General features: G+C 66.1%; 20 protein-coding genes and 2 pseudogenes. 12 read left to right on the top strand and 10 right to left on the bottom strand.

Annotated features, from left to right (window positions below; all coding sequences use genetic code 11):
- Window positions 1-147 precede the first annotated feature (147 nt).
- A complete protein-coding gene (locus ASE66_RS26800; protein ID WP_057192759.1) occupies window positions 148-408 on the bottom strand; it encodes a hypothetical protein in 261 nt (86 codons plus the stop codon).
- 188 nt (window positions 409-596) lie between these two features.
- Between ASE66_RS26800 and ASE66_RS26795 the strand changes: the two genes are divergently transcribed.
- Window positions 597-1,175 carry a PRC-barrel domain-containing protein gene (locus tag ASE66_RS26795; protein WP_057192758.1) on the top strand — a complete coding sequence of 193 codons (579 nt, stop codon included), beginning with the start codon at window positions 597-599 and terminating at the stop codon, window positions 1,173-1,175.
- 67 nt (window positions 1,176-1,242) lie between these two features.
- Here the strand turns inward: ASE66_RS26795 and ASE66_RS26790 are convergent, their stop codons facing one another.
- Window positions 1,243-2,760 (bottom strand): bifunctional ADP-dependent NAD(P)H-hydrate dehydratase/NAD(P)H-hydrate epimerase, encoded by a 1,518-nt coding sequence (locus ASE66_RS26790; protein WP_057192757.1) that lies wholly within the window; start codon window positions 2,758-2,760, stop codon window positions 1,243-1,245.
- Window positions 2,761-3,047: 287 nt separating this feature from the next.
- Between ASE66_RS26790 and ASE66_RS26785 the strand changes: the two genes are divergently transcribed.
- The gene (locus tag ASE66_RS26785; protein ID WP_057192756.1) at window positions 3,048-3,386 is read left to right on the top strand and encodes a P-II family nitrogen regulator; all 339 of its coding nucleotides are present in this window, start codon (window positions 3,048-3,050) and stop codon (window positions 3,384-3,386) included.
- A 94-nt stretch (window positions 3,387-3,480) separates the two neighbouring features.
- Window positions 3,481-4,890: a type I glutamate--ammonia ligase gene (gene glnA, locus ASE66_RS26780; RefSeq protein ID WP_057192755.1), complete on the top strand. Its 1,410-nt coding sequence runs from the start codon at window positions 3,481-3,483 to the stop codon at window positions 4,888-4,890.
- Window positions 4,891-5,004: 114 nt separating this feature from the next.
- Here the strand turns inward: glnA and ASE66_RS26775 are convergent, their stop codons facing one another.
- Complete coding sequence (locus ASE66_RS26775; protein ID WP_057192754.1) at window positions 5,005-6,372, bottom strand: TIGR03808 family TAT-translocated repetitive protein; 1,368 nt, start codon at window positions 6,370-6,372, stop codon at window positions 5,005-5,007.
- 198 nt (window positions 6,373-6,570) lie between these two features.
- Here ASE66_RS26775 and ASE66_RS26770 point away from each other — a divergent pair, with 198 nt between their 5' ends.
- Both ASE66_RS26770 and ASE66_RS26765 read left to right on the top strand, forming a co-directional pair.
- The gene (locus tag ASE66_RS26770) at window positions 6,571-7,446 is read left to right on the top strand and encodes an FkbM family methyltransferase (protein ID WP_057192753.1); all 876 of its coding nucleotides are present in this window, start codon (window positions 6,571-6,573) and stop codon (window positions 7,444-7,446) included.
- A 65-nt stretch (window positions 7,447-7,511) separates the two neighbouring features.
- On the top strand, window positions 7,512-8,648 hold the full coding sequence (locus ASE66_RS26765; RefSeq protein WP_156412340.1) for a glycosyltransferase: 1,137 nt from the start codon (window positions 7,512-7,514) through the stop codon (window positions 8,646-8,648).
- A 171-nt stretch (window positions 8,649-8,819) separates the two neighbouring features.
- Here ASE66_RS26765 and ASE66_RS26760 read toward each other — a convergent pair whose 3' ends face one another.
- The gene (locus ASE66_RS26760) at window positions 8,820-9,020 is read right to left on the bottom strand and encodes a hypothetical protein (RefSeq protein ID WP_057192751.1); all 201 of its coding nucleotides are present in this window, start codon (window positions 9,018-9,020) and stop codon (window positions 8,820-8,822) included.
- Window positions 9,021-9,321: 301 nt separating this feature from the next.
- On the opposite strand from ASE66_RS26760, the gene parE reads away from it, so the two are divergent.
- On the top strand, window positions 9,322-11,385 hold the full coding sequence (gene parE / locus ASE66_RS26755; RefSeq protein ID WP_057192750.1) for a DNA topoisomerase IV subunit B: 2,064 nt from the start codon (window positions 9,322-9,324) through the stop codon (window positions 11,383-11,385).
- A 164-nt stretch (window positions 11,386-11,549) separates the two neighbouring features.
- Complete coding sequence (locus ASE66_RS26750; protein WP_057192749.1) at window positions 11,550-12,464, top strand: LysR family transcriptional regulator; 915 nt, start codon at window positions 11,550-11,552, stop codon at window positions 12,462-12,464.
- 18 nt (window positions 12,465-12,482) lie between these two features.
- Here ASE66_RS26750 and ASE66_RS26745 read toward each other — a convergent pair whose 3' ends face one another.
- Window positions 12,483-13,628 (bottom strand): peptidoglycan-binding domain-containing protein, encoded by a 1,146-nt coding sequence (locus ASE66_RS26745; RefSeq protein ID WP_057192748.1) that lies wholly within the window; start codon window positions 13,626-13,628, stop codon window positions 12,483-12,485.
- A 172-nt stretch (window positions 13,629-13,800) separates the two neighbouring features.
- Here ASE66_RS26745 and ASE66_RS26740 point away from each other — a divergent pair, with 172 nt between their 5' ends.
- A complete protein-coding gene (locus tag ASE66_RS26740) occupies window positions 13,801-14,061 on the top strand; it encodes a hypothetical protein (protein WP_057192747.1) in 261 nt (86 codons plus the stop codon).
- A gap of 3 nt (window positions 14,062-14,064) precedes the next feature.
- On the opposite strand, the gene ASE66_RS26735 is transcribed toward ASE66_RS26740, so the two are convergent.
- Complete coding sequence (locus tag ASE66_RS26735) at window positions 14,065-14,781, bottom strand: alpha/beta fold hydrolase (protein ID WP_057192746.1); 717 nt, start codon at window positions 14,779-14,781, stop codon at window positions 14,065-14,067.
- A 267-nt stretch (window positions 14,782-15,048) separates the two neighbouring features.
- Here ASE66_RS26735 and ASE66_RS26730 point away from each other — a divergent pair.
- The 3 genes and pseudogenes from ASE66_RS26730 to ASE66_RS26725 all read left to right on the top strand — a co-directional run.
- A pseudogene (locus tag ASE66_RS26730) lies at window positions 15,049-16,232 on the top strand (DEAD/DEAH box helicase); the annotation flags it as partial.
- A 1-nt stretch (window position 16,233) separates the two neighbouring features.
- Window positions 16,234-16,497 (top strand): annotated as a pseudogene (locus tag ASE66_RS33460) (DEAD/DEAH box helicase); the annotation flags it as partial.
- Between the two features lie 99 nt (window positions 16,498-16,596).
- Window positions 16,597-17,655, top strand: a complete 1,059-nt coding sequence (locus ASE66_RS26725; RefSeq protein WP_057192744.1) for a GGDEF domain-containing protein — start codon at window positions 16,597-16,599, stop codon at window positions 17,653-17,655.
- On the opposite strand, the gene ASE66_RS26720 is transcribed toward ASE66_RS26725, so the two are convergent.
- Together ASE66_RS26720 and ASE66_RS26715 are read right to left on the bottom strand one after the other, a co-directional pair.
- On the bottom strand, window positions 17,615-17,989 hold the full coding sequence (locus tag ASE66_RS26720; protein WP_057192743.1) for a TfoX/Sxy family protein: 375 nt from the start codon (window positions 17,987-17,989) through the stop codon (window positions 17,615-17,617). The genes ASE66_RS26725 and ASE66_RS26720 overlap by 41 nt on opposite strands.
- An 8-nt stretch (window positions 17,990-17,997) precedes the next feature.
- A complete protein-coding gene (locus tag ASE66_RS26715) occupies window positions 17,998-18,393 on the bottom strand; it encodes a HesB/IscA family protein (protein WP_057192742.1) in 396 nt (131 codons plus the stop codon).
- 182 nt (window positions 18,394-18,575) lie between these two features.
- Between ASE66_RS26715 and ASE66_RS26710 the strand changes: the two genes are divergently transcribed.
- Window positions 18,576-19,646 carry a malate/lactate/ureidoglycolate dehydrogenase gene (locus ASE66_RS26710; RefSeq protein ID WP_057192741.1) on the top strand — a complete coding sequence of 357 codons (1,071 nt, stop codon included), beginning with the start codon at window positions 18,576-18,578 and terminating at the stop codon, window positions 19,644-19,646.
- Between the two features lie 6 nt (window positions 19,647-19,652).
- On the opposite strand, the gene ASE66_RS26705 is transcribed toward ASE66_RS26710, so the two are convergent.
- Both ASE66_RS26705 and ASE66_RS26700 read right to left on the bottom strand, forming a co-directional pair.
- On the bottom strand, window positions 19,653-20,054 hold the full coding sequence (locus ASE66_RS26705) for a GFA family protein (protein ID WP_057192740.1): 402 nt from the start codon (window positions 20,052-20,054) through the stop codon (window positions 19,653-19,655).
- Between the two features lie 108 nt (window positions 20,055-20,162).
- Window positions 20,163-21,671, bottom strand: coding sequence for a winged helix-turn-helix domain-containing tetratricopeptide repeat protein (locus ASE66_RS26700; protein ID WP_057192739.1), 1,509 nt, complete (start codon window positions 21,669-21,671; stop codon window positions 20,163-20,165).
- Window positions 21,672-21,755 lie beyond the last annotated feature (84 nt).

Genomic DNA, 21,755 nt, shown 5'->3' with positions numbered 1-21,755 from the left:
TTGATATCGATGCGCATCGCAATAGTCCGAGGCGGCGCGAATGCGAAATCACGTTGAATGTCGAACTGTGAACAAATGGCCTGCAGAGCGGCGAAATCGGCCGGCCATGGCGGTTTTCGCCGCGCAGGCTCACTGGACCGGCCAGGTTCAGCCGAGCCGGCTGACGCCCCGTCCACTTCGTGGACCTGCCGGGCCGCGCCTGTCGAGGCCCGGTCGATAGTTGAAGGCCGGCGCGATCTCTCCGGCATAGCCATCGAGCTCCCAGCAACGCCAGCGCTGATATTCGGCTGCCGTCGTCCCTTCCGAGCAGACGCGCCATTGCGAGCGCGGCCAGAAGGCCGCGGCGGGCGCCGTCGCCGCGATCAGACCGAGGCCGGTGAGGCCGACAACTACGAGGCTCCTGCTCATCCTGCCAGGCTCCGGGCTGCGATCATCCGTTCTCAGCAAACGCCGCAGGGTCTTACCGAAGCGCTAAGCCGCCCATTTTCACGGCCTTTTGTCAAATATCTGGCGCATGGCTGCCCAAAGGCGAACCAAAACGCCGCTTCCGCGTTGTTTGGTCATTCCGCAGATGCGGAGACGACAGGAGGATACCGATGTACAAGCGTCACGTTGCACTGACGGCTATCGGCGGCGTCATGCTTGCCGCCGCTGCCGTTGCACAGACCAGCGCGCCCTCGAACCAGCCGCCGAGCCCGCAGCCGACCGCGCCGTCGACCAGCGCGCCGGCGACCCCGGCTCCTGCGGCCGAAACCGCCAAGGCTCCGGAGAACAATCTGGCCGGCCAGGGCAAATGGCGGGCTTCGAAGCTGATGGGCGTCGACATCTATGGTCCCGACAACAAGAAGGTCGGCGACGTCACCGAGGTGGTGTTCGACAAGGCCGGCAAGATCGAGCTGGTGACCGTCGGCGTCGGCGGCTTCCTCGGCATCGGCACGAAGGATGTCGCGATCCCGTTCGAGCAGGTGCAGTGGAGCGAGGAGCCGATGGTGACTCCGGCCCCGGCGCCCGCCGGCGGAATGGGCGCAGGTGGCAGCAGTGCCGGTGGGAGCACCGCGATGAATGCGCCGCCTGCGGCCAAGAAGGGCCCGGAGATGTATCCGGACCACGGCAAGATCACCATGACCAAGGAGCAGCTCACATCCGCTCCGGCCGTGACCTACGCGGCCCGCTGATCTAACGCCGATTGGCTTGTTGCAGGCTCGCCCCTCGCGGGGCGGGCCTTTTTCATGGCTTGCCGGATCAATCGTCGAGGTCGGCCAGCAATCGCGGCAGCGCTTCGGGCAGATCATCGGCGATGAGGCCCATACCGATCTCCTCGCCGGCGCGCCCATGGAACCAGACTGCGGCGCAGGCCGCCTCGAATGCGGGCATCTTCTGCGCCAGCAGGCCGGCGACGATGCCGCCGAGCACATCGCCGGAGCCGGCCGTCGCCATCGCGGGCGAGCCGGTGTCATTGATCGCAGCGCGCCCATCGGGGGCTGCGATGACCGTGTCCGGGCCTTTGAGGACGACGACCGCCCCGGTCTGCCGGGCCGCTTGCCGCGCCCGCTCGAGCTTGCCGCGCCCGGGTTCGAAGCCCGCCGCCTCGGCGAAGAGGCGCTTGAACTCGCCCTCATGCGGCGTCAGCACCGCGGGGCCGGTGCGCTGGCGCAGCAGATCCGTGAAACCTGGCCGCTGCGCGCCGATATGGCTGAGCGCATCGGCGTCTAAGACGCAAGGCGCAGCGCTGTGCAAGGCGACCGCCACCCAGGAGCGCGCCTCCGCATCGAGGCCGAGCGCCGGCCCGATCAGCAGCGCGTCGAGCTTGCGCGCCGACAGCGCCGTCTCGAAGGCTGGGGCGTCGGCAGCCGCCGCCTGCATCAATGCATCGGGGCCGCGTCCCGCATGGGCCGCCAGCGCCTCCGGCCGACAGATGATCGTCGCCAGGCCCGCGCCGATGCGCAGTGCCGCGCGAGCGCCGAGCCGCGGCGCCCCGACACCCGACAGCCCGCCCGCCGCGACAGCGACCGCGCCGCGAGTGTATTTGTGAACGCCGGCGGCATGATCCGGCAGCCGAGTGCGCCAGAGGGCCGGACTGTTGCGGAACGCTGACGGCACGATCTTGTCCGGCGCGAAGACGATCTCGGGCCGGATGCCGATATCCGCCAGGGTGACGACTCCGCAGAGCGCCCGGCCGGGATGGAGCAGATGGCCGGGCTTCAATCGGAAGAAGGTCACGGTCTCGTCGGCGCGGATGGCCGGGCCTTCGGTGAGCCCGGTATCGCCGTGGACACCGCTCGGCACGTCGACCGCGATCACAGCTCGTCTCGCGGCGTTGACGCGCTCGACCAAGGTCGCGACCTCGCCGGAGATCGGTCGGCCGAGGCCGGCGCCGAACAGCGCATCGATCACGATGTCATGCCGGGCCGGGTCGATGCCGCCGATCGCGTCGATTGCCCCGGTCCAGCTTTCCGCCGCCAGAGCGGCGTCTCCCCTCAGGGCCACCCGCTCGCCGGCGAGCGCCAGCGTCACGCGGCAGCCGCGCTCCGCCAGGAGACGGGCCGCGACGAAGCCGTCGCCGCCATTGTTGCCGGGGCCGCAGAGCGCGAGGACGCGCTGGCCGGGGCGGACGCGCCGCGTCACCGCATCGGCAACCGCCCTGCCCGCCTTTTCCATCAGCACGATGCCCGGCGTGCCGGCGGCGATCGTCATCGCATCCGCCGCCGCCATCTCGGCGACGCTGAGCAAGGCAAGGGCGGCAGGAGGCGCGGCAGTCATGGGATGATCATAGTCCGACAGCCCGGGCGCTCGAGCAAGGAACCAGGGTCATATCCGCAATTGCATCTGATATAGGCATCTGCATAATTTTTGGACGGTTTTTCGCCTCTTCAACAGGCGGTTTGCCCCGGGGGGCGTCATGGCGGCCCGCCTGCGCCGATGCTATGAGCAGATCAGGCGAGGTTTTGCTGGACGCGCCGAGGTTGATCCGGGCTGGCCACCATGGTCAGAACGGAGGAAGGCTGCGTACAGTGGCGCCAGCTCACGCCAAGGAGGTCGGTCGGCGCATGAAGAAGATCGAAGCGATCATCAAGCCCTTCAAGCTCGACGAGGTGAAGGAGGCGCTGCAAGAAGTCGGCCTCCAGGGCATCACGGTGCTCGAGGCGAAGGGTTTCGGCCGCCAGAAGGGTCATACCGAGCTCTATCGCGGCGCCGAATACGTGGTCGACTTCCTGCCGAAGGTGAAGATCGAGATCGTGCTGGCCGACGATATGGTCGAGCGCGCGATCGAGGCGATCAAGAAGGCCGCCCAGACCGGCCGCATCGGCGATGGCAAGATTTTTGTATCGAGCGTGGAGGGGGCGATCCGCATCCGCACCGGCGAGTCCGGCGCGGACGCGATCTGAGGAATTTCCCCGACCCACAAGGAATGCGTGCGCCGACGGACCCGCCGGCAACGTCTGTCGTGAGACCCTAGCAGTCGACAAAGGAAGTCGTGAGATGAAGAACGCCAAAGAAGTCCTGAAGGCGATCAAGGACAATGACGTCAAATACGTCGACTTCCGCTTCACCGACCCGCGCGGCAAGTGGCAGCACGTCACTTTCGACATCAGCATGATCGACGAAGAAATCTTCGCCGAGGGCACGATGTTCGACGGCTCGTCGATCGCCGGCTGGAAGGCGATCAACGAGTCCGACATGCTGCTGATGCCGGACCCGACGACGGCCTGCATCGACCCGTTCTTCTCGGCCTCGACCATGGTCATCACCTGCGACGTGCTCGAGCCGGCGACCGGCGAGCCCTATGGTCGTGATCCGCGCGGCATGGCCAAGAAGGCCGAGGCATACCTCAAGTCGACCGGCATCGGCGACACCGTCTATGTCGGCCCCGAGGCCGAATTCTTCGTCTTCGACGACGTCAAGATCGCTGCCGACCCGTACAACACCGGCTTCAAGCTCGACAATGTCGAGCTGCCGATCAACGGCATGACCGAGTACGAGGGCGGCAATCTCGGCCACCGCATCGCCACCAAGGGCGGCTACTTCCCGGTCCCGCCGCAGGATTCGGCGCAGGACATGCGCGGCGAAATGCTGGCGGCCATGGCAGCCATGGGCGCCAAGGTCGAGAAGCACCATCACGAGGTCGCCTCGGCCCAGCATGAGCTCGGCCTGAAGTTCGACACGCTGACGCACATGGCCGACCAGATGCAGGTCTACAAGTACTGCATCCACAACGTCGCGCAGAGCTACGGCAAGACCGCTACCTTCATGCCCAAGCCCGTCTTCGGCGACAACGGCTCCGGCATGCACGTCCACCAGTCGATCTGGAAGAACGGCAAGCCGATCATGGCCGGCAACAAGTATGCCGACCTCTCGCAGGAATGCCTCTGGTACATCGGCGGCATCATCAAGCACGCCAAGTCGCTGAACGCCTTCACCAACCCGTCGACAAACTCCTACAAGCGCCTCGTCCCGGGCTATGAGGCCCCGGTGCTGCTCGCCTATTCGGCGCGCAACCGCTCGGCTTCCTGCCGTATTCCGTGGACGACCTCGCCCAAGGCCAAGCGCGTCGAGGTCCGCTTCCCCGATCCGATGGCGAACCCCTATCTCGCCTTCGCCGCGCTGACGATGGCCGGCCTCGACGGCATCATCAACAAGATCGATCCCGGCCCGGCGATGGACAAGGATCTCTACGACCTGCCGCCGCGCGAGCTGAAGAAGATCCCGACCGTCTGCGGCTCGCTGCGCGAGGCGCTCGACGCGCTCAAGAAGGACAACGCCTACCTGAAGGCCGGCGGCGTCTTCAACGACGACTTCATCGAGAGCTATATCGAGCTCAAGATGCAGGATGTGATGCGCTACGAGATGACGCCGCACCCGGTCGAGTTCGCGATGTACTATTCCTACTGAGCCTCTGGCTCGGACAGGATTCCTCCCGACTGCGGCGGTCCGCAGTCCACCTTCGAACCGGGGCGGCGACGCCCCGGTTTTTTTCACACCGCGCTACGGGCGGATCAGACCGGCTCAGAGATAGCGGTTGTGCCCGAAGGTGACGCTGCCAACGGCCGTGGCGAGGTCGTTGCCATACTCGGCAGTGCCGACCCGGTTCATCGTCGTCCCGGTGAAGACCGCCGGCACGATGCCGCCGAGGCTGGCGCTACGCAGGATATTGCCCGAGACCACGACCGACCGACCCGAATTGGTAACCGCCTCGTTCGACACGCCGATGCCGATCGCGACATTGCGGACCAGATTCCCGGTGACGATTAGGTCCCGCGCCGCGGTGTTGATTCCAGCCATGATGCCGACGCGTGCCGCGCCTTCGACGAGATTGCCTGAGACGACGCAGTCCTGCTCCACCACGATCGCGTTGCCGATGGTCGAGGGCGGATAGTAACCTGCGTCCGGGATCGGGTTGTCGGTGACATTCGAGATGCGGTTGCCTTCAACCACCACGCTGCGCGAGATGCCGTCACTGAACTGACCGGAGTTTGCGACGAGGATGCCGCTGCCGACCGTGTCCAGGCTGTTGTTCGAGACAATGCAGCCGGTCAGGTCGATTCCAACGCCCGGCGCCTCGATGAAGATCGCCGCCTCCCGCGTGTTGTAGATGTTGTTGTTGCTGACATTGTGCAGCCCGCCGCCATTGCAGCGGATCGCCGAGAACTTCGTGTTGAAGATCTTGTTGTCCGTGATCGAGACGCCGATCGCCCGGAAGACGCTGACGCCATTGCCATTCTGGCCGGTTCCGCCGGCGACCGTGTCGACGCCGTTGATGAAATTGCCCGTGATCGTGGAGCTGTCGCCGGTGATGGTGTCGCGCCAGATGGCGATGCCATTGTTCTGCATGCCGGCGAGTGTGTTGTTCAGCGCCTTGATCTGCGCGTTCTCGCTCCAGATGCCCACCGAGTGGTTGCCGAAATAGCAAGCGCGGAAGATGGCACCGGACGAACTCGCGACATAGGCGCCGATGCCCGGCGAGTTCAGGATCTGACAGTTCTCGAACGAAATGTCCTGGGCATTGCCGGCGATGGCGATGAACGCAGGGCGACCACCCACGTAGTCGGACAATGCTCGGTTCTGCCCATCGAAGGTGATGCCATCGAAATGGACCTGATTCTGGCCTTCGATCCGCAGGAACGTATTGGTGCCGTTGAAACGCAATACCACTGATCCGGGCATCGCCCGCGCGAACAGCGGCTTGCCGCCGCCATTGCTAGAAAGAACCGTGGTTGTAGGAGAATCATAGACGCCGGGCTGGAAAAACAGCGGCCGGTTCTGGCTGCGCGCATAGTCGAAGACGGTTTGCAGATTGGTGAACGCCGTCCAGCCCGTGCTGGCGGCAGCGGTGCGCGCCACGACGGTATCGTCGAACAGAGCATATGAAGGCATGCGCTTTTCCTCAATGAATCATTAAGAACATAACAAGAACATATATGGGATAAAATTCCTTTCCTGTCAAGTTCCAAGCGCCTGGCCACTCCTTATGGGTCGCTTTCCGATCTGCGAGCGACCGCAACCGCAGGTTAAATGTTCCGTAGAAGATCGCTGCTAAGGCTGCGCGCTGTGATCTCAACGAACGAGCCGGCCATGCTGAGGATCAACGAGACGCGCGCGACTTACGCGATCCGCCGCGCCTACGACCTTATGGCCAAAGCGATCGTCCCGGGGAGCAGGAAGCACCTGCCTCCGGCTCCCCGGCTGGCTGTCATCCCCACCGACTATCTCGGCGTCTCTATCATCGGGAACGGCATCTACGAGCGCCGCGAGATCGAGCTGCTCAGGACAATTTTTCGCGCCCGCAATCTGCAGGGCACGACCTTCCTCGACATTGGCGGCAATATAGGAAATCATTCTCTATCACTGGCAGGGTCGTTCGCGGAGGTGATCGCCTTCGAGCCCAATCCACCGATCGCATCGCTGTTCAAGACCAACCTCCTGCTGTCCGGAACGGCCAATGTCCGCCTGCACGAGGTTGGGCTGGGGCGGGAGGACGCCGAGCTCCGTTTCTCGCTGCTCCAGGCTGGCAACGATGGCAGCGGCAGCTTCGCCTCGGGCAAGGGTGACATCGTGCTGCCGGTACGCCATGGCGACCGGTATCTGGCGCAGCACGAGCCGGAGATCGCGAATGCTACGAAGCGGATCGGCTTCGTGAAATGCGACGTCGAGGGTTTCGAGGCCGACGTCTTCGCCGGGCTGCGCGAAACCTTCGCACGCCATCGCCCGATCCTCACCTTCGAAAGCAACCACAAGCCGGACGGCGAGAAGGCCTGGGCCGAGCTGGGCGCCGCCGGCTACGATACATTGTCATGCCTGCGCGAAACCGGTGACGATGGCAGCCGCCCGCTTCAGGAAATGAAGCGGCTGATTCTCGGCTACTCCTGTTGGGCGGAACAGGTCCACGGCGTCCCGGACCGGCGTTGCAATCTGATCGCGAGTTTCGGCCCGCTGGAGCCAGCTACCTGACTCAACGCAAGCTTAGGAAAGCTGTGCGATAGGCAACGTCTCATCCCCCGCACGGCCGCAGGCGCATGCACTCCCCCTCTTCCGCCCCATCCGTCGTCATCTTCGGCTCGGCAAGGCCCGTCACCTGTGCGGTGATGGACTATGCCTATCGGCTTGCCGACGCCGTCAATGCGCTGCGCCCGGGCCTGGTCGCGATCCGGACGATCGAGCCGGAGCGGCCGGCCGCCTTCATCGGCGCGATCGCGCAGGAGCTGCGCCGCGACCGCATCGTGCATCTCCAGCTGCCGATCGAGGGCTGGGGCAACAGCATCGTGCCGGGTTCGGCGCTGCTGGCGGCGCGGCTGATGACGCGCAAGGGCCGCATCGCCATCACCCTGCACGAATGGGCTTCGCTCAACCGCCTGCGCTATCTCTCGATGGTGCCTGACATCCTGGCCTGCGACGGCTTCGTCTTCGTCTCGCCGCAGCAGCGCGAGAGTTTTCAGACGACGCCGCTGGTCGGCGCGGCGAAGAAGCGCGCAGCCCCGGTCATCCCGATCGGCCCCAACATCATGCCGGCGCGCATCGACCCCGAGCGGGTCGCGGCGGAGCGGACGAAGCTACGTGGCAGCGGCGCAAGCGAAGCCGATGTCGTGATCGGCTATTTCGGCGTGCTCTATGCCAGCAAGCGTCCGGATGTCCTGCTGCGGACGACGCAGGCGCTGCACCGGCGCGGCGTCAAGGCGCGCCTGCTGGTCTGCGGCGATTTCCTCTGGGACAAGCCTGGGGATCGTGAGGCGTTCCTCGCACTGGCGCGCGAGCTCGGCGTCTCCGACTGGCTCGATTTCCGCGGCCGGATCGACGACGAGGGCGAACTGATGGCGACGCTCTCGGCCGCCGACGTCTTCCTGCTGCCCTTCACCGACGGCATCAGCACGCGGCGCGGCAGCTTCCAGGCGGTCAGCCAGCTTGCGACCCCGCTGGTCTCGACGGAAGCCGAGAGGCAGGACGAGTTCGCGCTCGCTCCGGCGCTGAAGGCGAAGATCAACAATCCGGCGACAGTGCTCTGCCGGGTCGACGCTGCGCCCGAGGACTTCGCCGAGGCCGTGCTCGCGGCCCAGGCCCGCAAGGCCGAGGCGATCGGCGTCGACCTCGCCAAGCTATGGGACGAGGCCGCCCTCGCCCATCTCAAGTTCTACGATGCCTTGAAAGCGCCCGCGTGAAGCGCAGGTTACGCAGTCGGCTCCCTTGAGCCCTCATCCTGAGGAGCCGCGCAGCGGCGTCTCGAAGGATGGTCCAGATGTCACGGGAGCCTCCCGAAGCATCCTTCGAGACGCCATTCCTGACGAAATGGCTCCTCAGGATGAGGGCTCAATGAATTCCCAAGTGAGCGCTCAGCGCAGCGCGACGATCGCCAGGCCGATCAGGGCGACGATGGCGGCGGCCCACCAGAGCCGGCGCAATTGCGCGGCCTCGGCGCCCTGTCGCGTCTCGAAGCCGGACAGCTCTTCATAGGCGAATGACTCGCCAGCGAAACGTGCGGCCCGCTCGAGGCCGGCGATGCGGATCTTGGGTACTGCCGAACGCGACGCCACGTGACCTTCTCCCCAAATGCCAGCTTAGCCGAAAGCGTGCCCGGAACCAGTCCCGATTCGCATGACGATGATGGAACCGCGGCCGTTAACGGCTGCTGAACCGGCGAGCGGCGGCAGCGCTTCCAGGGCTGGCTGTGCCATCCTTGGATGACGGTTCGGCGACGGCCTTGCTCATCCTGACTTCCGGCGGCAATCCGATCGGTTTATTGCGGATGAAGGGCGGGTTATAGGGGCTCCGGCAAGCGGCGGGCGGGCCGATACGATATCCTGCAGACCAAGCGAATCAGCGAGTACGGTGACGATGGCGGACGATCTCTTTGGCGATGACGGCGGCAAGGGCATGCGCGAGGAATCGCGCGCGCCCGCCCCTGCGCCGAAGCCTGCCGCGCGCCCTGCCCCGGCACCGCGCAGCGGCACGCCCTCGGAGGCCGACTACGACGCGTCCACCATCGAAGTGCTCGAGGGACTGGAGCCGGTCCGGCGCCGGCCCGGCATGTATATCGGCGGCACCGACGAGCGGGCCTTGCACCACCTCTTCGCCGAGGTGATCGACAACGCCATGGACGAGGCGGTGGCGGGCCATGCCAGCTTCATCGATGTCGAGCTCTTCGCCGACGGCTCGCTCGCCGTCACCGACAATGGCCGCGGCATGCCGATCGACCCGCATCCGAAATTTCCGGACAAGTCGGCGCTCGAAGTGATCATGACGATCCTGCATGCCGGCGGAAAGTTCGACTCCAAGGTCTACGAGACCTCGGGCGGCCTGCACGGCGTCGGCGTCTCGGTGGTCAATGCCCTCTCCGACCTCGTCGAGGTCGAGGTCGCGCGCGGTCAGATGCTCTATCGCCAGACCTTCTCGCGCGGCCTCCCGCAAGGGCCGCTGGAGACGGTCGGTCGGGCGCCCAACCGGCGCGGCACCCGCGTGCGCTTCCATCCTGACGCGCAGATCTTTGGCGAAGGCGCGCATTTCGTCCCGGCGCGGCTGTTCCGCATGGCGCGCTCGAAGGCCTATCTCTTCGGCGGCGTCGAGATCCGCTGGCGCTGCGCGCCGTCGCGGTTGCAGCCCGAGGGCGACGTCGCGGCCGAGGCGGTGTTCAAGTTCCCGGGCGGCCTGCGCGACTATCTCGCCCGCGAGATCGAGGGCAAGGACCTCGTCGCCGAGCCGATCTTCTCGGGGAAGATCACCAAGGTAGGCGGCCATGGTGCGCTCGAATGGGCGGTCGCCTGGCTCGCCACTGGCGAGGACGGCTTCTCCTCCTCCTATTGCAACACCATTCCGACGCCGGAAGGCGGCACGCATGAGCAGGGCCTGCGCATCGCCCTGCTGCGCGGCCTGCGCGACCATGCCGAGCGCATCGGCCAGTCCAAGCGCATGGCGCAGGTCACCGCCGACGACGTGATGGCGACCTGCGCCGCCATGCTCTCGGTCTTCATCCGCGAGCCGGAATTCCAGGGCCAGACCAAGGACAAGCTGGCGACGCTGGAAGCCGCCCGCATCGTCGAGAACGCGATGCGCGACGCCTTCGACCATTGGCTCGCCGCCTCGCCGCAGCAGGCGCTGAGGCTGCTCGACTGGTCGGTCGACCGGGCCGAGGAGCGCCAGCGCCGGCGCCTCGAAAAGGAAGTCTCGCGCAAAACCGCGACACGCAAGTTGAGATTGCCCGGCAAGCTCGCCGATTGCAGCAATGCCGGCGCGGCGGGCTCCGAGCTTTTCATCGTCGAGGGCGATTCCGCCGGCGGCTCGGCCAAGCAGGCGCGCAATCGCGCCAACCAGGCGATTCTGCCCCTGCGCGGCAAGATCCTCAACGTTGCCAATGCGACGCGCGAAAAGCTCAACGCCAACCAGCAGCTCGCCGACCTGATCCTGGCGCTGGGCTGCGGCATCGGCACTCAGTTCCGAGAGGACGATCTGCGTTACGAGAAGGTCATCGTGATGACTGACGCGGACGTTGACGGCGCCCATATCGCCTCGCTCCTGGTCACCTTCTTCTGGCGCCAGATGCCGCGTTTGATCGAGAAGGGTCATCTCTATCTGTCCGTGCCACCGCTCTATCGGCTGCGTCTTGGCACCAAGTCCGTCTATGCCCGCAACGATGCCCACAAGGACGAACTGATCGAGACCGTCTTCAAGGGCAAGAAGCCCGAGATCGGCCGCTTCAAGGGCCTGGGCGAGATGATGCCGGCCGAGCTCAAGGAGACCACGATGGACCCGAGCAAGCGTTCCTTGCTCAAGGTCATGGTCGACCACGAGGCGAAGGAAGAGACCTCCGACACGGTCGAGCGCCTGATGGGCAACAAGCCCGAGGCACGCTTTCTCTTCATCCAGGAACGAGCCGCCTTCGCCGGCGAGCTGATCGACCTGTGAAACCCGCCATGGCGGCTTGCGCGCCGGGCTCCCCCGCAAGCCCGCCGGGCTGTCTCGCGATCGGCATGCGGCCATTCTGCGCGCATGCCGACCGATCCACACGATACCGATCATGACTTCGCGCAGCGCGACACTTCCCAGACCTATCTCTGGCCGTTGAGCGCATGGGCGAGCCTCCTGCCTCTCCATCTCGACGCGATGCCCAGGCCTCGGCCCAAACCTCGCTCTGGTCCGATCTTGAAATCTTCCACGCCGTCGCCGCGAGTGGCGGGCTTTCTCTGGCGGCGGCTGCGCTCGGGCTGAGTGAGACCACCGTCGCGCGGCGGCTGAAGGCCTTCGAGGCGCGGCTCGGCCTGGCGCTGTTCAAGCGCGGCGCCAACCGCCTGATCCCGACCGGGATCGGGCTTTCGCTTGCCGCCGACGCGGCTGCCGCCGCCGAGGCCGTGGCGCGGTTCGAGACGCGGGCGAACGCCGCTCGCATCCGCGACGACGCCCCGGTGCGCATCACCGCGACGACTTCGATCAGCCTGTTCCTGACCCAGCACGCCGCCCGGCTCTCGGCCGCCGCGGGCGGGATCGAGATCGTCATCATCAGCACCCGCGAACGCCTCGATCTGGCGCGCGGCGAAGCCGAGATCGCGATCCGCATGCGCAAGCCGCCAGGAGACACCGGCTATTTCGGCCAGAAAGTCGGCAAGCTGGCGCAGGCCTTCTATGTCCGCCGCGATGTCGATCCGGCGACCGCGCCGGTGATCTCGGTCAGCCGGGACGTCTCGTCCAGGATCGAGCAGCACATCCTCGCCTGGGCGGCAGGCCGGCCGATCGCCGCCCGCGTCGGCGATTCCGCCGCGCGTTACGAGAGCATCCGCTCCTCCGGCGCGGTCTCGATGGCGCCCTGCTTCCTGGCCGATGCCGATGCGGCGCTGATCCGGCTGGAGGAGCCGCCCGACGCGACCGCCGACGAAATCTTCCTGGTCTCGCATGAAAGTACCCGCCAGCGGGTGGCGGTGCTCGCCACGCTCGACGCGCTGCGCAAGCTGTTCCGCGAGCATCGCAGCCGGCTGGAGGGGCGCGATTGAAGTTTCGGATCTCGGCCGCTACGAGGTCTGGATGCCGAGATAGAGGCCGTAGAACGGCATCGTCCAGTTGTGCATGTAGTCGTATTCGCCGTCTGTCTTCAGGCGAAAATTCGCCCATTCATTGCTCCAGCGCCCGACCGGCAGGAAATCGGAGCCGGGCAGCGGCGGCCCCTGCGAGGTCACGCCGCTGCGGAACAACCGCCTCTTGCCCTTGGAGTTCGCAGGCCGTGTCTGCGGCACAGGGTCGATGGCGTAACTGGCCGCGATGTCGAACTGTTTCTCCGCTTGCGAGACGAACAGGTTGTGGTCGCTGATCCCGCTAGAGAAGGTCATCGTCTCCAAAGTGTTGAACGAGAAGGCGCCATTGGTGAGATCGCTCATCTCGGTCAGCACCTGACGCAGGAAGGTCGCATCTCTGGCGAACGGACCGAGCTCTCCGCCCGCGGCGCCGGAGCGGACGATCTGCATGTAACCGAGATTGCGCTTCTGCGCCGCGAGCGTCTGGGCGCCCCAGCGATTGACGACGTGGTTGAGCAGCACGTAGTCGATCAAGGGCTTCGACAGTGGATTCGTCCAGTTCAGCGCCGCGAGCCTAGCCCGCGTCTTCGCCCCCTGCCCGCCGAAGCCATGGCTGATGCAGATCAGCAGGCGATCCGGCTTGACCTGAGCCGGCAGCAGCAGGATTACGGCGCGCTCGATCCCGTCCTTGTTGCGGGCGGCGAAGATTGCGAGCCGTCCCGTCGTCGCCGGCATGATCTGGAAGTCCAGCGGCGGGCCACCTGCCCCCTGCCTATAGGTCGCAGTCTGGATCACGGCGATCGGCGGGATGACCTGAGTGATCAGGTTGTTGGCGGAGGGAAAGCTCGGATAGAGCTGATCGGTGACCAGTCGGACAGCCGATGGCTTCTTGGGAACCGGCATTGGTGGCGGCACCGGCAGGATATTGTTGAGATTCTTGAGCAGATTGGCGATCAGGTCGAGGGTCAGAGGGCCGACGACGCCGTCCTTTTCGAGCTGGTTGTTGCCCTGGAACTCCAGCACCCGGCCGTGAGTCCGCGTGCCGAAGATGCCGTCGGCGACGAGCTTGACGAGCCGCGTCGGCAGTAGGTTGAGCTGGCTTTGCATGAGCCGGACCGGCTCACCACGGGCACCGAGCTTCAGCATGCGACGCCTCTTTCACAAGTGACGACTGTCGGCTGTCGTAGCGTAAGTCATCCAAGCGCAGCAAGCGATGGCGATCTAAAGCGGAGACACTCCGCTAACCAAGTTTTTACAGCCGCCGTCGCATGCTGCGCTTGTCGGCGTCTGACGCCTTTCATCTTGTCCGGAGTTCGCGATGCGCCTCGTCATCGCCTTCCTGCGCAGCCAGCGCGGTACCATGGTCGCCGATGTCGCCAAAGCCGGTGCGGCGATCGCATTCCTCTCCGTCATCGCCGCCAATTTCATCTCGAGTCAGACGGCGCAGCTCGATCGCGACGCGATGCGTCAGGTCGCCCAGGCTGCGGCCAAGGGGCAGGTCATCGATCCGCTGGTCACCGGCTCGATCGTCAAGCGCGCCAACGAGACCAAGCTCGATCCCTGCGTGGTTCCGCGCTGAGGCTCAGCCCAGCCAGTCGAGCAGGGCCGGCGTGACGATGTCCGGCGCCTCCAAGGTCGAGAGGTGGCCGCAGCCCGGCACCTCCAGATAGCGTGCTTGCGCGCCGATCCGGGCGGCGATCTCGCGCGCCTCATCGGGCGGCGTGATCGCATCCTCCGCGCCGACCACGACCAGCGTCGGAACGGAAATGGCCGCGAGGACCGGCCGCGCATCGCAGCGGCCCATGATCGCGCGCTGCTGGCGGATGAACCCGTTGGGCCCCACTGCTTCCGCCATCGCCCTGACCTCCAGCCGGAGCGCCTCGTCGGCCAATCGGTCGGGCGCGACCAGCTTCTGCCAGAGCAGGGTCACGACATTGTCGAAGGCGCCCTTCTGCGCCAACGCAATCATCTGCTCGCGCGGCGCATTGGTCTCGGGCGTCGGTGGCTTGGCGGTGGTGTCGAGCACAGCGAGCCGCGTCACCCGCTCCGGCGCGCGCCGCATCACCTCGAAGGCGATATAGCCGCCCATAGACAGCCCGCACAGTGCGAAGCGCTCAGGCGCCGCCGCCAGCAACCGCTCGACCATGGCGGCGATCGTGTCGTCGGCGGTGGTCTCGGCAACCAGAATCTGCCGCCCCGGCGCCAGGGCTGGCCATTGCGGAGCATAGAGTGCGGGCGTGCAACTCAATCCCGGGATCAGGACGAGCGGCTCGGGATTCCTAGTCTGCGTCGCAAGCATTCTTCAGCAACCTCGCTCGAGCCGGAACCGATCGGGTTGAAACGCCCTCATCGGTGAATCCGTCTGCCATTTTCAGTTCAAAGACCGCTCTATTGATCCGCTCGCGATGCAAGCGGATCGGAACCGGCTCCAGAATGTTGACTTTGCCCTGTTTTTTCTGCATTGCACGGGCGTCCGAAGGCGCGCAACCCAGCAAAGTCGCGCCAGCGTTGCGGTCGATCGGTCATCCCGCTACGTGTCCCCGACCTTTGAGAAGCGCACCCATCGATGTCTTTTGCCGAACTCGGCCTGAGCGACAAGGTACTGACCGCGGTCACCACCGCCGGCTACACGACGCCCACCCCCATCCAGGCCCAGGCCATCCCCCATGTGCTCGCCCGCAGGGACGTGCTCGGGATCGCGCAGACCGGCACCGGCAAGACCGCTGCCTTTACCCTGCCGATGCTGACCATCCTGGAAAACGGCCGCGCCCGCGCCCGGATGCCGCGCACGCTGATCCTCGAACCCACCCGCGAGCTCGCGGCCCAGGTCGAGGAGAACTTCACCCGCTACGGCGTCAACCAGAAACTCTCGGTCGCGTTGCTGATCGGCGGCGTCTCCTTCGGCGATCAGGACGCCAAGATCACGCGCGGCGTCGACGTGCTGATCGCGACGCCCGGTCGCCTGCTCGATCATGTCGAGCGCGGCAAGCTGCTGCTCACAGGCGTCGAGCTGCTCGTCATCGACGAGGCCGACCGCATGCTCGACATGGGTTTCATTCCGGACATCGAGCGGGTTTGCAAACTTGTTCCCTTCACGCGGCAGACCTTGTTCTTTACCGCGACGATGCCGCCCGAGATCACCCGGATCAGCGAGCAGTTCCTGCACAACCCGATCCGTATCGAGGCTTCCCGTCCGGCGACTGCGGCGACCACCATCACCCAGCGCCTGATCGCCTCCAACAGTCAGGACTTCGAGAAGCGCGACACGCTGCGCAAGCTCATCCGCGACGCCAAGGACCTGCAGAACGCCATCGTCTTCTGCAATCGCAAGCGCGATGTAGCAACGCTGCATAAGTCCCTGCAGAGCCATGGCTTCCCGGCGGTCGCGCTACACGGCGACATGGACCAGTACGCCCGCATGGCGGCGCTCGAATCCTTCCGCACCGGCGAATTCCCGATCCTGGTGGCGAGTGATGTCGCCGCCCGCGGCCTCGATATCCCGGCCGTCAGCCACGTCTTCAATTTTGACGTCCCGACTCATGCCGAGGACTATGTCCACCGCATTGGCCGCACCGGGCGGGCCGGCCGTGAGGGCGCATCTTTCACCATCGTCACCCGCCATGACGAGAAACTCGTCGCAGCGATCGAGAAGCTGACCGGGACCAGCATCGCCTTCGAGGGCCCCGGGGTCGACGCGCTTCCTCCCGGCGAGCCGCGTGAGGAGCGCCGCGGCCGCCGTGGCGAGGACCGNGGCGGGCGCGATGGCAGGCCGCCGCGTGGCGAGCCGAAGGCCGAGCCGGCGCCTGCTGCCCGTGAGACTGCTCCAGCCCGCGAGGCCGCGCTGCCGCGCGAGCGTCCGCCCCGCCGGGAGCCTGTCGCCGACGATGTCGCGCGGCGTCGCGGCAGCGAGAGGCCACGCGCGCCGCGCCGTGACGACCTCGACGACGGACCGCAGGTCAAGGGCCTCGGCGACCACGTCCCGGCCTTCCTGCTGCGCCCTGTCCGCGCCGGCTGAATCGCGTTTCCTGGCAACCTTGCTTTAACTCCGTCTGCCCTAGGGTCAGGCGCGTAGCGGGCGCGGAAGAATTTCGCGCCCAGCGGGGGACAGGATGTCATGACCACCAGCCAACCGGGCTTGCCGCAGACGCACGACCTCGCGGAACAGGTCGTCGCCGCGATGCGACAGCATTATTCCCCCGGTTACCCCCGTGCTTTCGAGGTCTGGTACGCGCATCTCAGCGGTGAAATGCCGGCGCTGAGCATGGCGATGAGCGCCGTGATCGCCGCCAGCAATGGCGAAGTCGGCGCCGCCGACATCGACACGCTCTACGACAAGTTCGTCAGCACCGATCGCATTTCGCGCCAGGCGGAGCGCACCAGCCTGCAGGTGCTTGGCGAGATCGACAGCATGATGGCGCTGGTCGACCGGGCGCTGAGCTCGAGCGAGCAGTATCACGGCCGACTCTGCGCGATGTCGGAGGAGGTTCCCCCCTCGGCCGACCGGCACAAGCTGCGCGAATGGGTCGAGGCGCTGGTGCTGTCGACCCGCGAGGAGGTCGCGCGCAAGACGCAGCTCGAGACGCAACTGCGCGAGAGCGCCCACGAGATCCGCAATCTGCGCGAGGCGCTGGAGTCGACGCGGGCCGAGGCGCTGACCGACCCGCTCACAGGCCTCGCCAATCGCCGCCATTTCGAGGAGATGCTGCAGAAGGCGATCGATCAGGCGACGCTGCGGCGCGAGCCGTTCGCGCTGGTGATGGCGGATATCGACTTCTTCAAGCACTTCAACGACATGCACGGCCATCTCACCGGCGATCAGGTTTTGCGCCTCGTCGCCAAGACGATGAGGGACAAGTTCAAGGACAAGGCGATCATCACCCGCTTCGGCGGTGAGGAATTCGCCATCATCCTGCCCGAGGCGGACGTGGTCGCCGGCAAGTTCGGCGCCGAAACCGTGCGCCAGGCGCTGCTGACACGCGAACTGGTGAAGCGCTCGACCAATGAGAGCCTCGGGCGCATCACCATCTCGCTCGGCGTCTCCGTCTATCGGCGCGGCGACACGGCGAGCTCGATCGTCGAGCGCGCCGACAACGCGCTGCTGCAGGCCAAGCGCGACGGCCGTAACCGCACCATCACCGAGGACGCGATCCTGGACGCGGCGAAGGTCGCCTGAGCGGATTGACGCTTTTCCTGAGCGCAGCTTCGCGCGCCGCCACCAGCGCGAGTCCGGTGAAGCGGCGCAGCACATCCTCGTCGTCGAAGGCCGCCGCCGGCAGGCGCCAATAGCCGATCTCGCGCTCACGGCTCCGCGCCATGTAGCGGAAGGGCTCGCTACCGGCCGCGGCGAATTCCGGCCGGGTCATATCCGTCGTCTTCAGGAAAATCTCGCCATCGAAGGCGAGCGCGAACATCGCCTCCTCCGCATAGACGCCAAGCCCGCCGAACAAGCGGCGGGTCCGAACCGAAACCACCGGCGCGAACAGCTCCGCAACGGCAGCGGCGTCCATGAGCGGGGCTACTGAGCCGCCAGCGCGGTTTCCGAGCGCGGCTTGATCTCGACCGATTCGCCGCAGCCGCAGGCCGAGACCTGGTTCGGATTGTTGAAGACGAAGGTCGAGGAGAACCGGTCCGTCTTGAAGTCGAGCTCGGTGCCGAGCAGGAACAGCACCGCCTTGGCGTCGACGATCACGGTCGCATCCTTCTCGGTCACGACCTCGTCGCCCTTCCCGGCCACATGCGCGACCTCGAAGGTGTACTCCATGCCGGCGCAGCCGCCCTTCTTGACGCCGACGCGCAGGCCGAGCGCGGGCGAATCGGGGTTGTCGCGCGCCGACTGCGCCATGATCTCGCGAATGCGGGTCGCGGCGGCGTCGGTCAGCGAGACCACCTTCAGGCCGGGTATCGAAAACATCCTCGTCCCTCCTCGACCGGATTCAAGGTCCGGTGAAAACAGGATTGCTGACAGCAACATAAGGATTGGTGAGCGCAACGTCGAGATGCGCCGGCCGGGACGGCGCCATTTGCCTGCGTCCATTGCATGGAACGCAGGCCCGTGCACTCTGCCCTGACCATTTCCTCACCCGATAGAGAGCCATGACCTCGTATCGCCTGCACCGCCCGGAAGCGCTCCGCGCCCTCGCCCGCGCCATGATCACCGCTGCCGGCTGGAGCGAGGCGGAGGCGAAGGAGACAGCCGAACATCTGGTGCTCGCCAATCTCAGCGGCCATGACAGCCATGGCATCGGCATGCTGCCGCTCTATTTCAACTCGCTTGCCGACGGCCACCTGAAGCCGCAGGCCAAGCTCAGCATTCGTAGCGAGGCGGGCCCCTTCGTGATCGCCGACGGCAACGTCGCACTCGGCCAGCCGACCGCCCGCAACGCGGTCGACCGCGCCATAGCGATCGCGCAGACCGGCGGCGTCGCCGTGCTCAACCTGCTCGATTCCCATCATATCGGCCGAATCGGCCATTATTCCGAGGTCGCGGCGGCTGCCGGGCTGATCTCGATCTTCTGGGTCAATGTCGCCGGCCGGCCGCCGATCGTCGCGCCCTTCGCCGCCAAGGAGGCGCGCTTCGGCACCAACCCGATCTCGATCGGCCTGCCGGTGCCGGGCGGCGAACCGCTGATTCTCGATTTCGCCACCAGCCGCATGGCGCATGGCAAGGCCCGCGTCGCGCTCAACAAGGGCGTCGATGTGCCGGAGGGCTACATCATCGATGGCGAGGGCCGTCCGACCGTCGAGCCCCGGCATGTCTTCCTGCAGGAGGGCCTGCCGCTCGGCGCGCTGCTGCCGTTCGGCGATCACAAGGGCGCTGGCCTCTCGCTGATTGCCGAACTGCTTTCCGCCGGACTGATGGGCGCGGCCCGCATCGACCAGAAGCCACACAAGACCTGGATCATCAATTCGCTGTTCGGCGTGCTGATCGACCCGGCGCGGCTCGAGCCGGATGCGAGCCTGCGCCAGCAACGGATCGAAAGCTATCTGACCTTCGTGCGCGCCGCCGCGCCGCAGGATGCGTCACAGCCCGTGCTGGCGCCCGGCGACAAGGAGCGCAAGACGCGGATCGAGCGCGAGCGTGACGGCATCCCGCTCGACGACGAGACCTGGTCCCAGATCGTCGCGGCCGCCAAGGCCCATGGTGTCGATGCAGAGAACTTCTAACGACCGTTAGATGTTCGGCCTCTCGCGATCCCGAATATGCTGCTCGGCGCCCTTCTGGTGCGCCAGCCATGGCTCGCGCCGGATCGTCCAGAGCTCATAGGCCGGTGTGAGTGCGCTGGGCCGGCTGTCCAGCGTGCCGAGCCTGATCTCGATCTCGTCGGACCCATCTGCCCAGCAGAACAGCGGCGAGCCGCAGGTTGGACAGAAGCGCTCGCCTCCCGCCCGGCCCTGCCAGCACCCGAGCTCGCCCGACAGGGTTGCGGCTGCCTTGGGCCAGATTCCGAAATAGGAGAAGGCCGAACCAGAGCTCTTGCGGCAGGTCTCGCAATGGCAAATGCCGACGCGGATGGGCTCGCCGTCGAGTTCGTAGCGGACCTGTCCGCAATTGCAGCCGCCGGAGAGTTTCATCGCCGTCTCGCCTTCAGGTTTTCGCTTTCACCAACAGCGTCTGGCCCAACTGGTTCCCGGGAACCAGTCTGGCAACGCCTCAGCCCGAATGGCCAGCGCCGGACCGCATCACTCCGGCAGGCCGGCTTGGCGGAAGCCGTCGACGAAGCGCTCGCGCATGGCAGCATCACGGAACGGCTCCATCGTCGCCCAGTGGTGGATGCTGAAATCCGGATTCCCGACCAGGAAGAGTTCGGCCTCCGCGCGCGCATCGTCGAGCCGGCCGAGCTGAGCCAGGCTCGCTGCCAGAAATCGGCGCGAACTCGTCCGATGGGTCTCGTCCCGGCGCAACGCCTCGACAGCAGCCTGATACTCACCGGCGGCATAGAGTGCCTGGCCGAGCGACAGATAGTACCAGCTCGGCGGAAACGGATTCAGCCGGAAGGCCTTGCGGATGTGCGCGAGTCCCTCCCCGACCTGCCCGGCCAGCACCGTGATGTCGGAGAGCGCCGCCCAGGCATCGGCCTCGTTCGGATCGAGCGCGATCGCCCTGGCGAATTCCACATCTGCCTCGGCGAAGTCGTGCTCATAGGCGAGCAGATAGGCCAGGGTCCAGCGGCAGCCGGCGTCGTTGGGATCGAGCGCGACGGCCTTGCGAGTCAGCTCCAGAGCGGTGCCACGGGAGGCCTCGGTCGGGCCACCGGAATGCACCCAGCCCATCCAGTGATTCAGGGCTAGCCAGCGATAGGCCTCGGCGTAGTCCGGATCGAGCGACACCGCGCGTGTCAGCAGCAGATGCGCTTCCTGCGCAGCCTGCGGCGTGTCGTCCATCAGCCGGCGCGCCCGCACGCAGAGATCGTAGGCTTCGAGGCTTTTCGGCCGTCGCCTCGGCGGCGGGAGGCGCAGCCGGCCGAGCAAGGCCTCGGCGATCCTCGCCGTGACCTCGTCCTGGACGGCGAAGATGTCGCCCAGCTCGCGATCGAAACGATCTGCCCAGAGATGATTGCCAGTCAGCGCATCGACCAGCTGTGCATTGATGCGGACGCGCCCGGCGGCATGCCTGATGCTGCCCTCCAGCAGATAACGCACGCCGAGTTCCTCGGCGATTTCACGCACATCCCTCGTCTTGCCCTTGTAGGCGAAGGCCGAATTGCGGGCGATGACGAACAGCTCCGAAGTCCTCGACAGGTCGGTGATCAGATCTTCCGTCAGCCCACCCGCGAAGGATTCCTGCTCGGGATCGTTGCTGAGGTTGACGAAGGGCAGCACGGCGATCGATGGCTTGCTCGGAAGCGGCAAGGGCTTTCGCCTGGCATTGCCGAGTTGCTCGACCGTCCCGGCAAAGCGATAGCCGACGCGCGGGACCGTGGCGATCCATTCGCCGCCGTCGGCGGGCGCACCGAGCAGCTTCCGGATCTGCGCGATCTGGACGGTGAGGTTGCCCTCCTCGACGGCCATTCCAGGCCATGCGGCGTCCAACAGCTCGGCCTTGCCCAGGATGTCGCCGGGCCGGCCGACGAGCGCCGCCAGGAGCTTCAGGCCGCGATAACTCGCAGTGACAGGGACATCGTTCTCAAGGAGCGTTCCCGCGCTTGAATCGAGCACGAATGGGCCAAAGGCGAAGCGCGATCCCGGCATAGGGCGAATCCATAGCCCGTTTCGAGGTTTTTGGAACTATTCGGGTGCCTTTAAGGACGCCGCGGCTGGCATCCCGCAGAACGA

The organism is Allobosea sp. Root483D1 (genome assembly GCF_001429505.1).
Classification (GTDB): Bacteria; Pseudomonadota; Alphaproteobacteria; order Rhizobiales; family Beijerinckiaceae; genus Allobosea.
Note: the sequence above shows the minus strand (reverse complement) of the source record. Positions and strands in the feature narration are given on the sequence as shown.

Bases quoted from the DNA above. Each gene is read 5' to 3' on its own strand.
- ASE66_RS26800 (WP_057192759.1), bottom strand. From the start codon at position 408: ATGAGCAGGAGCCTCGTAGTTGTCGGCCTCACCGGCCTCGGTCTGATC.
- ASE66_RS26795 (WP_057192758.1), top strand. From the start codon at position 597: ATGTACAAGCGTCACGTTGCACTGACGGCTATCGGCGGCGTCATGCTT.
- ASE66_RS26790 (WP_057192757.1), bottom strand. From the start codon at position 2,760: ATGACTGCCGCGCCTCCTGCCGCCCTTGCCTTGCTCAGCGTCGCCGAG.
- ASE66_RS26785 (WP_057192756.1), top strand. From the start codon at position 3,048: ATGAAGAAGATCGAAGCGATCATCAAGCCCTTCAAGCTCGACGAGGTG.
- glnA (WP_057192755.1), top strand. From the start codon at position 3,481: ATGAAGAACGCCAAAGAAGTCCTGAAGGCGATCAAGGACAATGACGTC.
- ASE66_RS26775 (WP_057192754.1), bottom strand. From the start codon at position 6,372: ATGCCTTCATATGCTCTGTTCGACGATACCGTCGTGGCGCGCACCGCT.
- ASE66_RS26770 (WP_057192753.1), top strand. From the start codon at position 6,571: ATGCTGAGGATCAACGAGACGCGCGCGACTTACGCGATCCGCCGCGCC.
- ASE66_RS26765 (WP_156412340.1), top strand. From the start codon at position 7,512: ATGCACTCCCCCTCTTCCGCCCCATCCGTCGTCATCTTCGGCTCGGCA.
- parE (WP_057192750.1), top strand. From the start codon at position 9,322: ATGGCGGACGATCTCTTTGGCGATGACGGCGGCAAGGGCATGCGCGAG.
- ASE66_RS26750 (WP_057192749.1), top strand. From the start codon at position 11,550: ATGGGCGAGCCTCCTGCCTCTCCATCTCGACGCGATGCCCAGGCCTCG.
- ASE66_RS26745 (WP_057192748.1), bottom strand. From the start codon at position 13,628: ATGCTGAAGCTCGGTGCCCGTGGTGAGCCGGTCCGGCTCATGCAAAGC.
- ASE66_RS26740 (WP_057192747.1), top strand. From the start codon at position 13,801: ATGCGCCTCGTCATCGCCTTCCTGCGCAGCCAGCGCGGTACCATGGTC.
- ASE66_RS26735 (WP_057192746.1), bottom strand. From the start codon at position 14,781: ATGCTTGCGACGCAGACTAGGAATCCCGAGCCGCTCGTCCTGATCCCG.
- ASE66_RS26725 (WP_057192744.1), top strand. From the start codon at position 16,597: ATGACCACCAGCCAACCGGGCTTGCCGCAGACGCACGACCTCGCGGAA.
- ASE66_RS26720 (WP_057192743.1), bottom strand. From the start codon at position 17,989: ATGGACGCCGCTGCCGTTGCGGAGCTGTTCGCGCCGGTGGTTTCGGTT.
- ASE66_RS26715 (WP_057192742.1), bottom strand. From the start codon at position 18,393: ATGTTTTCGATACCCGGCCTGAAGGTGGTCTCGCTGACCGACGCCGCC.
- ASE66_RS26710 (WP_057192741.1), top strand. From the start codon at position 18,576: ATGACCTCGTATCGCCTGCACCGCCCGGAAGCGCTCCGCGCCCTCGCC.
- ASE66_RS26705 (WP_057192740.1), bottom strand. From the start codon at position 20,054: ATGAAACTCTCCGGCGGCTGCAATTGCGGACAGGTCCGCTACGAACTC.
- ASE66_RS26700 (WP_057192739.1), bottom strand. From the start codon at position 21,671: ATGCCGGGATCGCGCTTCGCCTTTGGCCCATTCGTGCTCGATTCAAGC.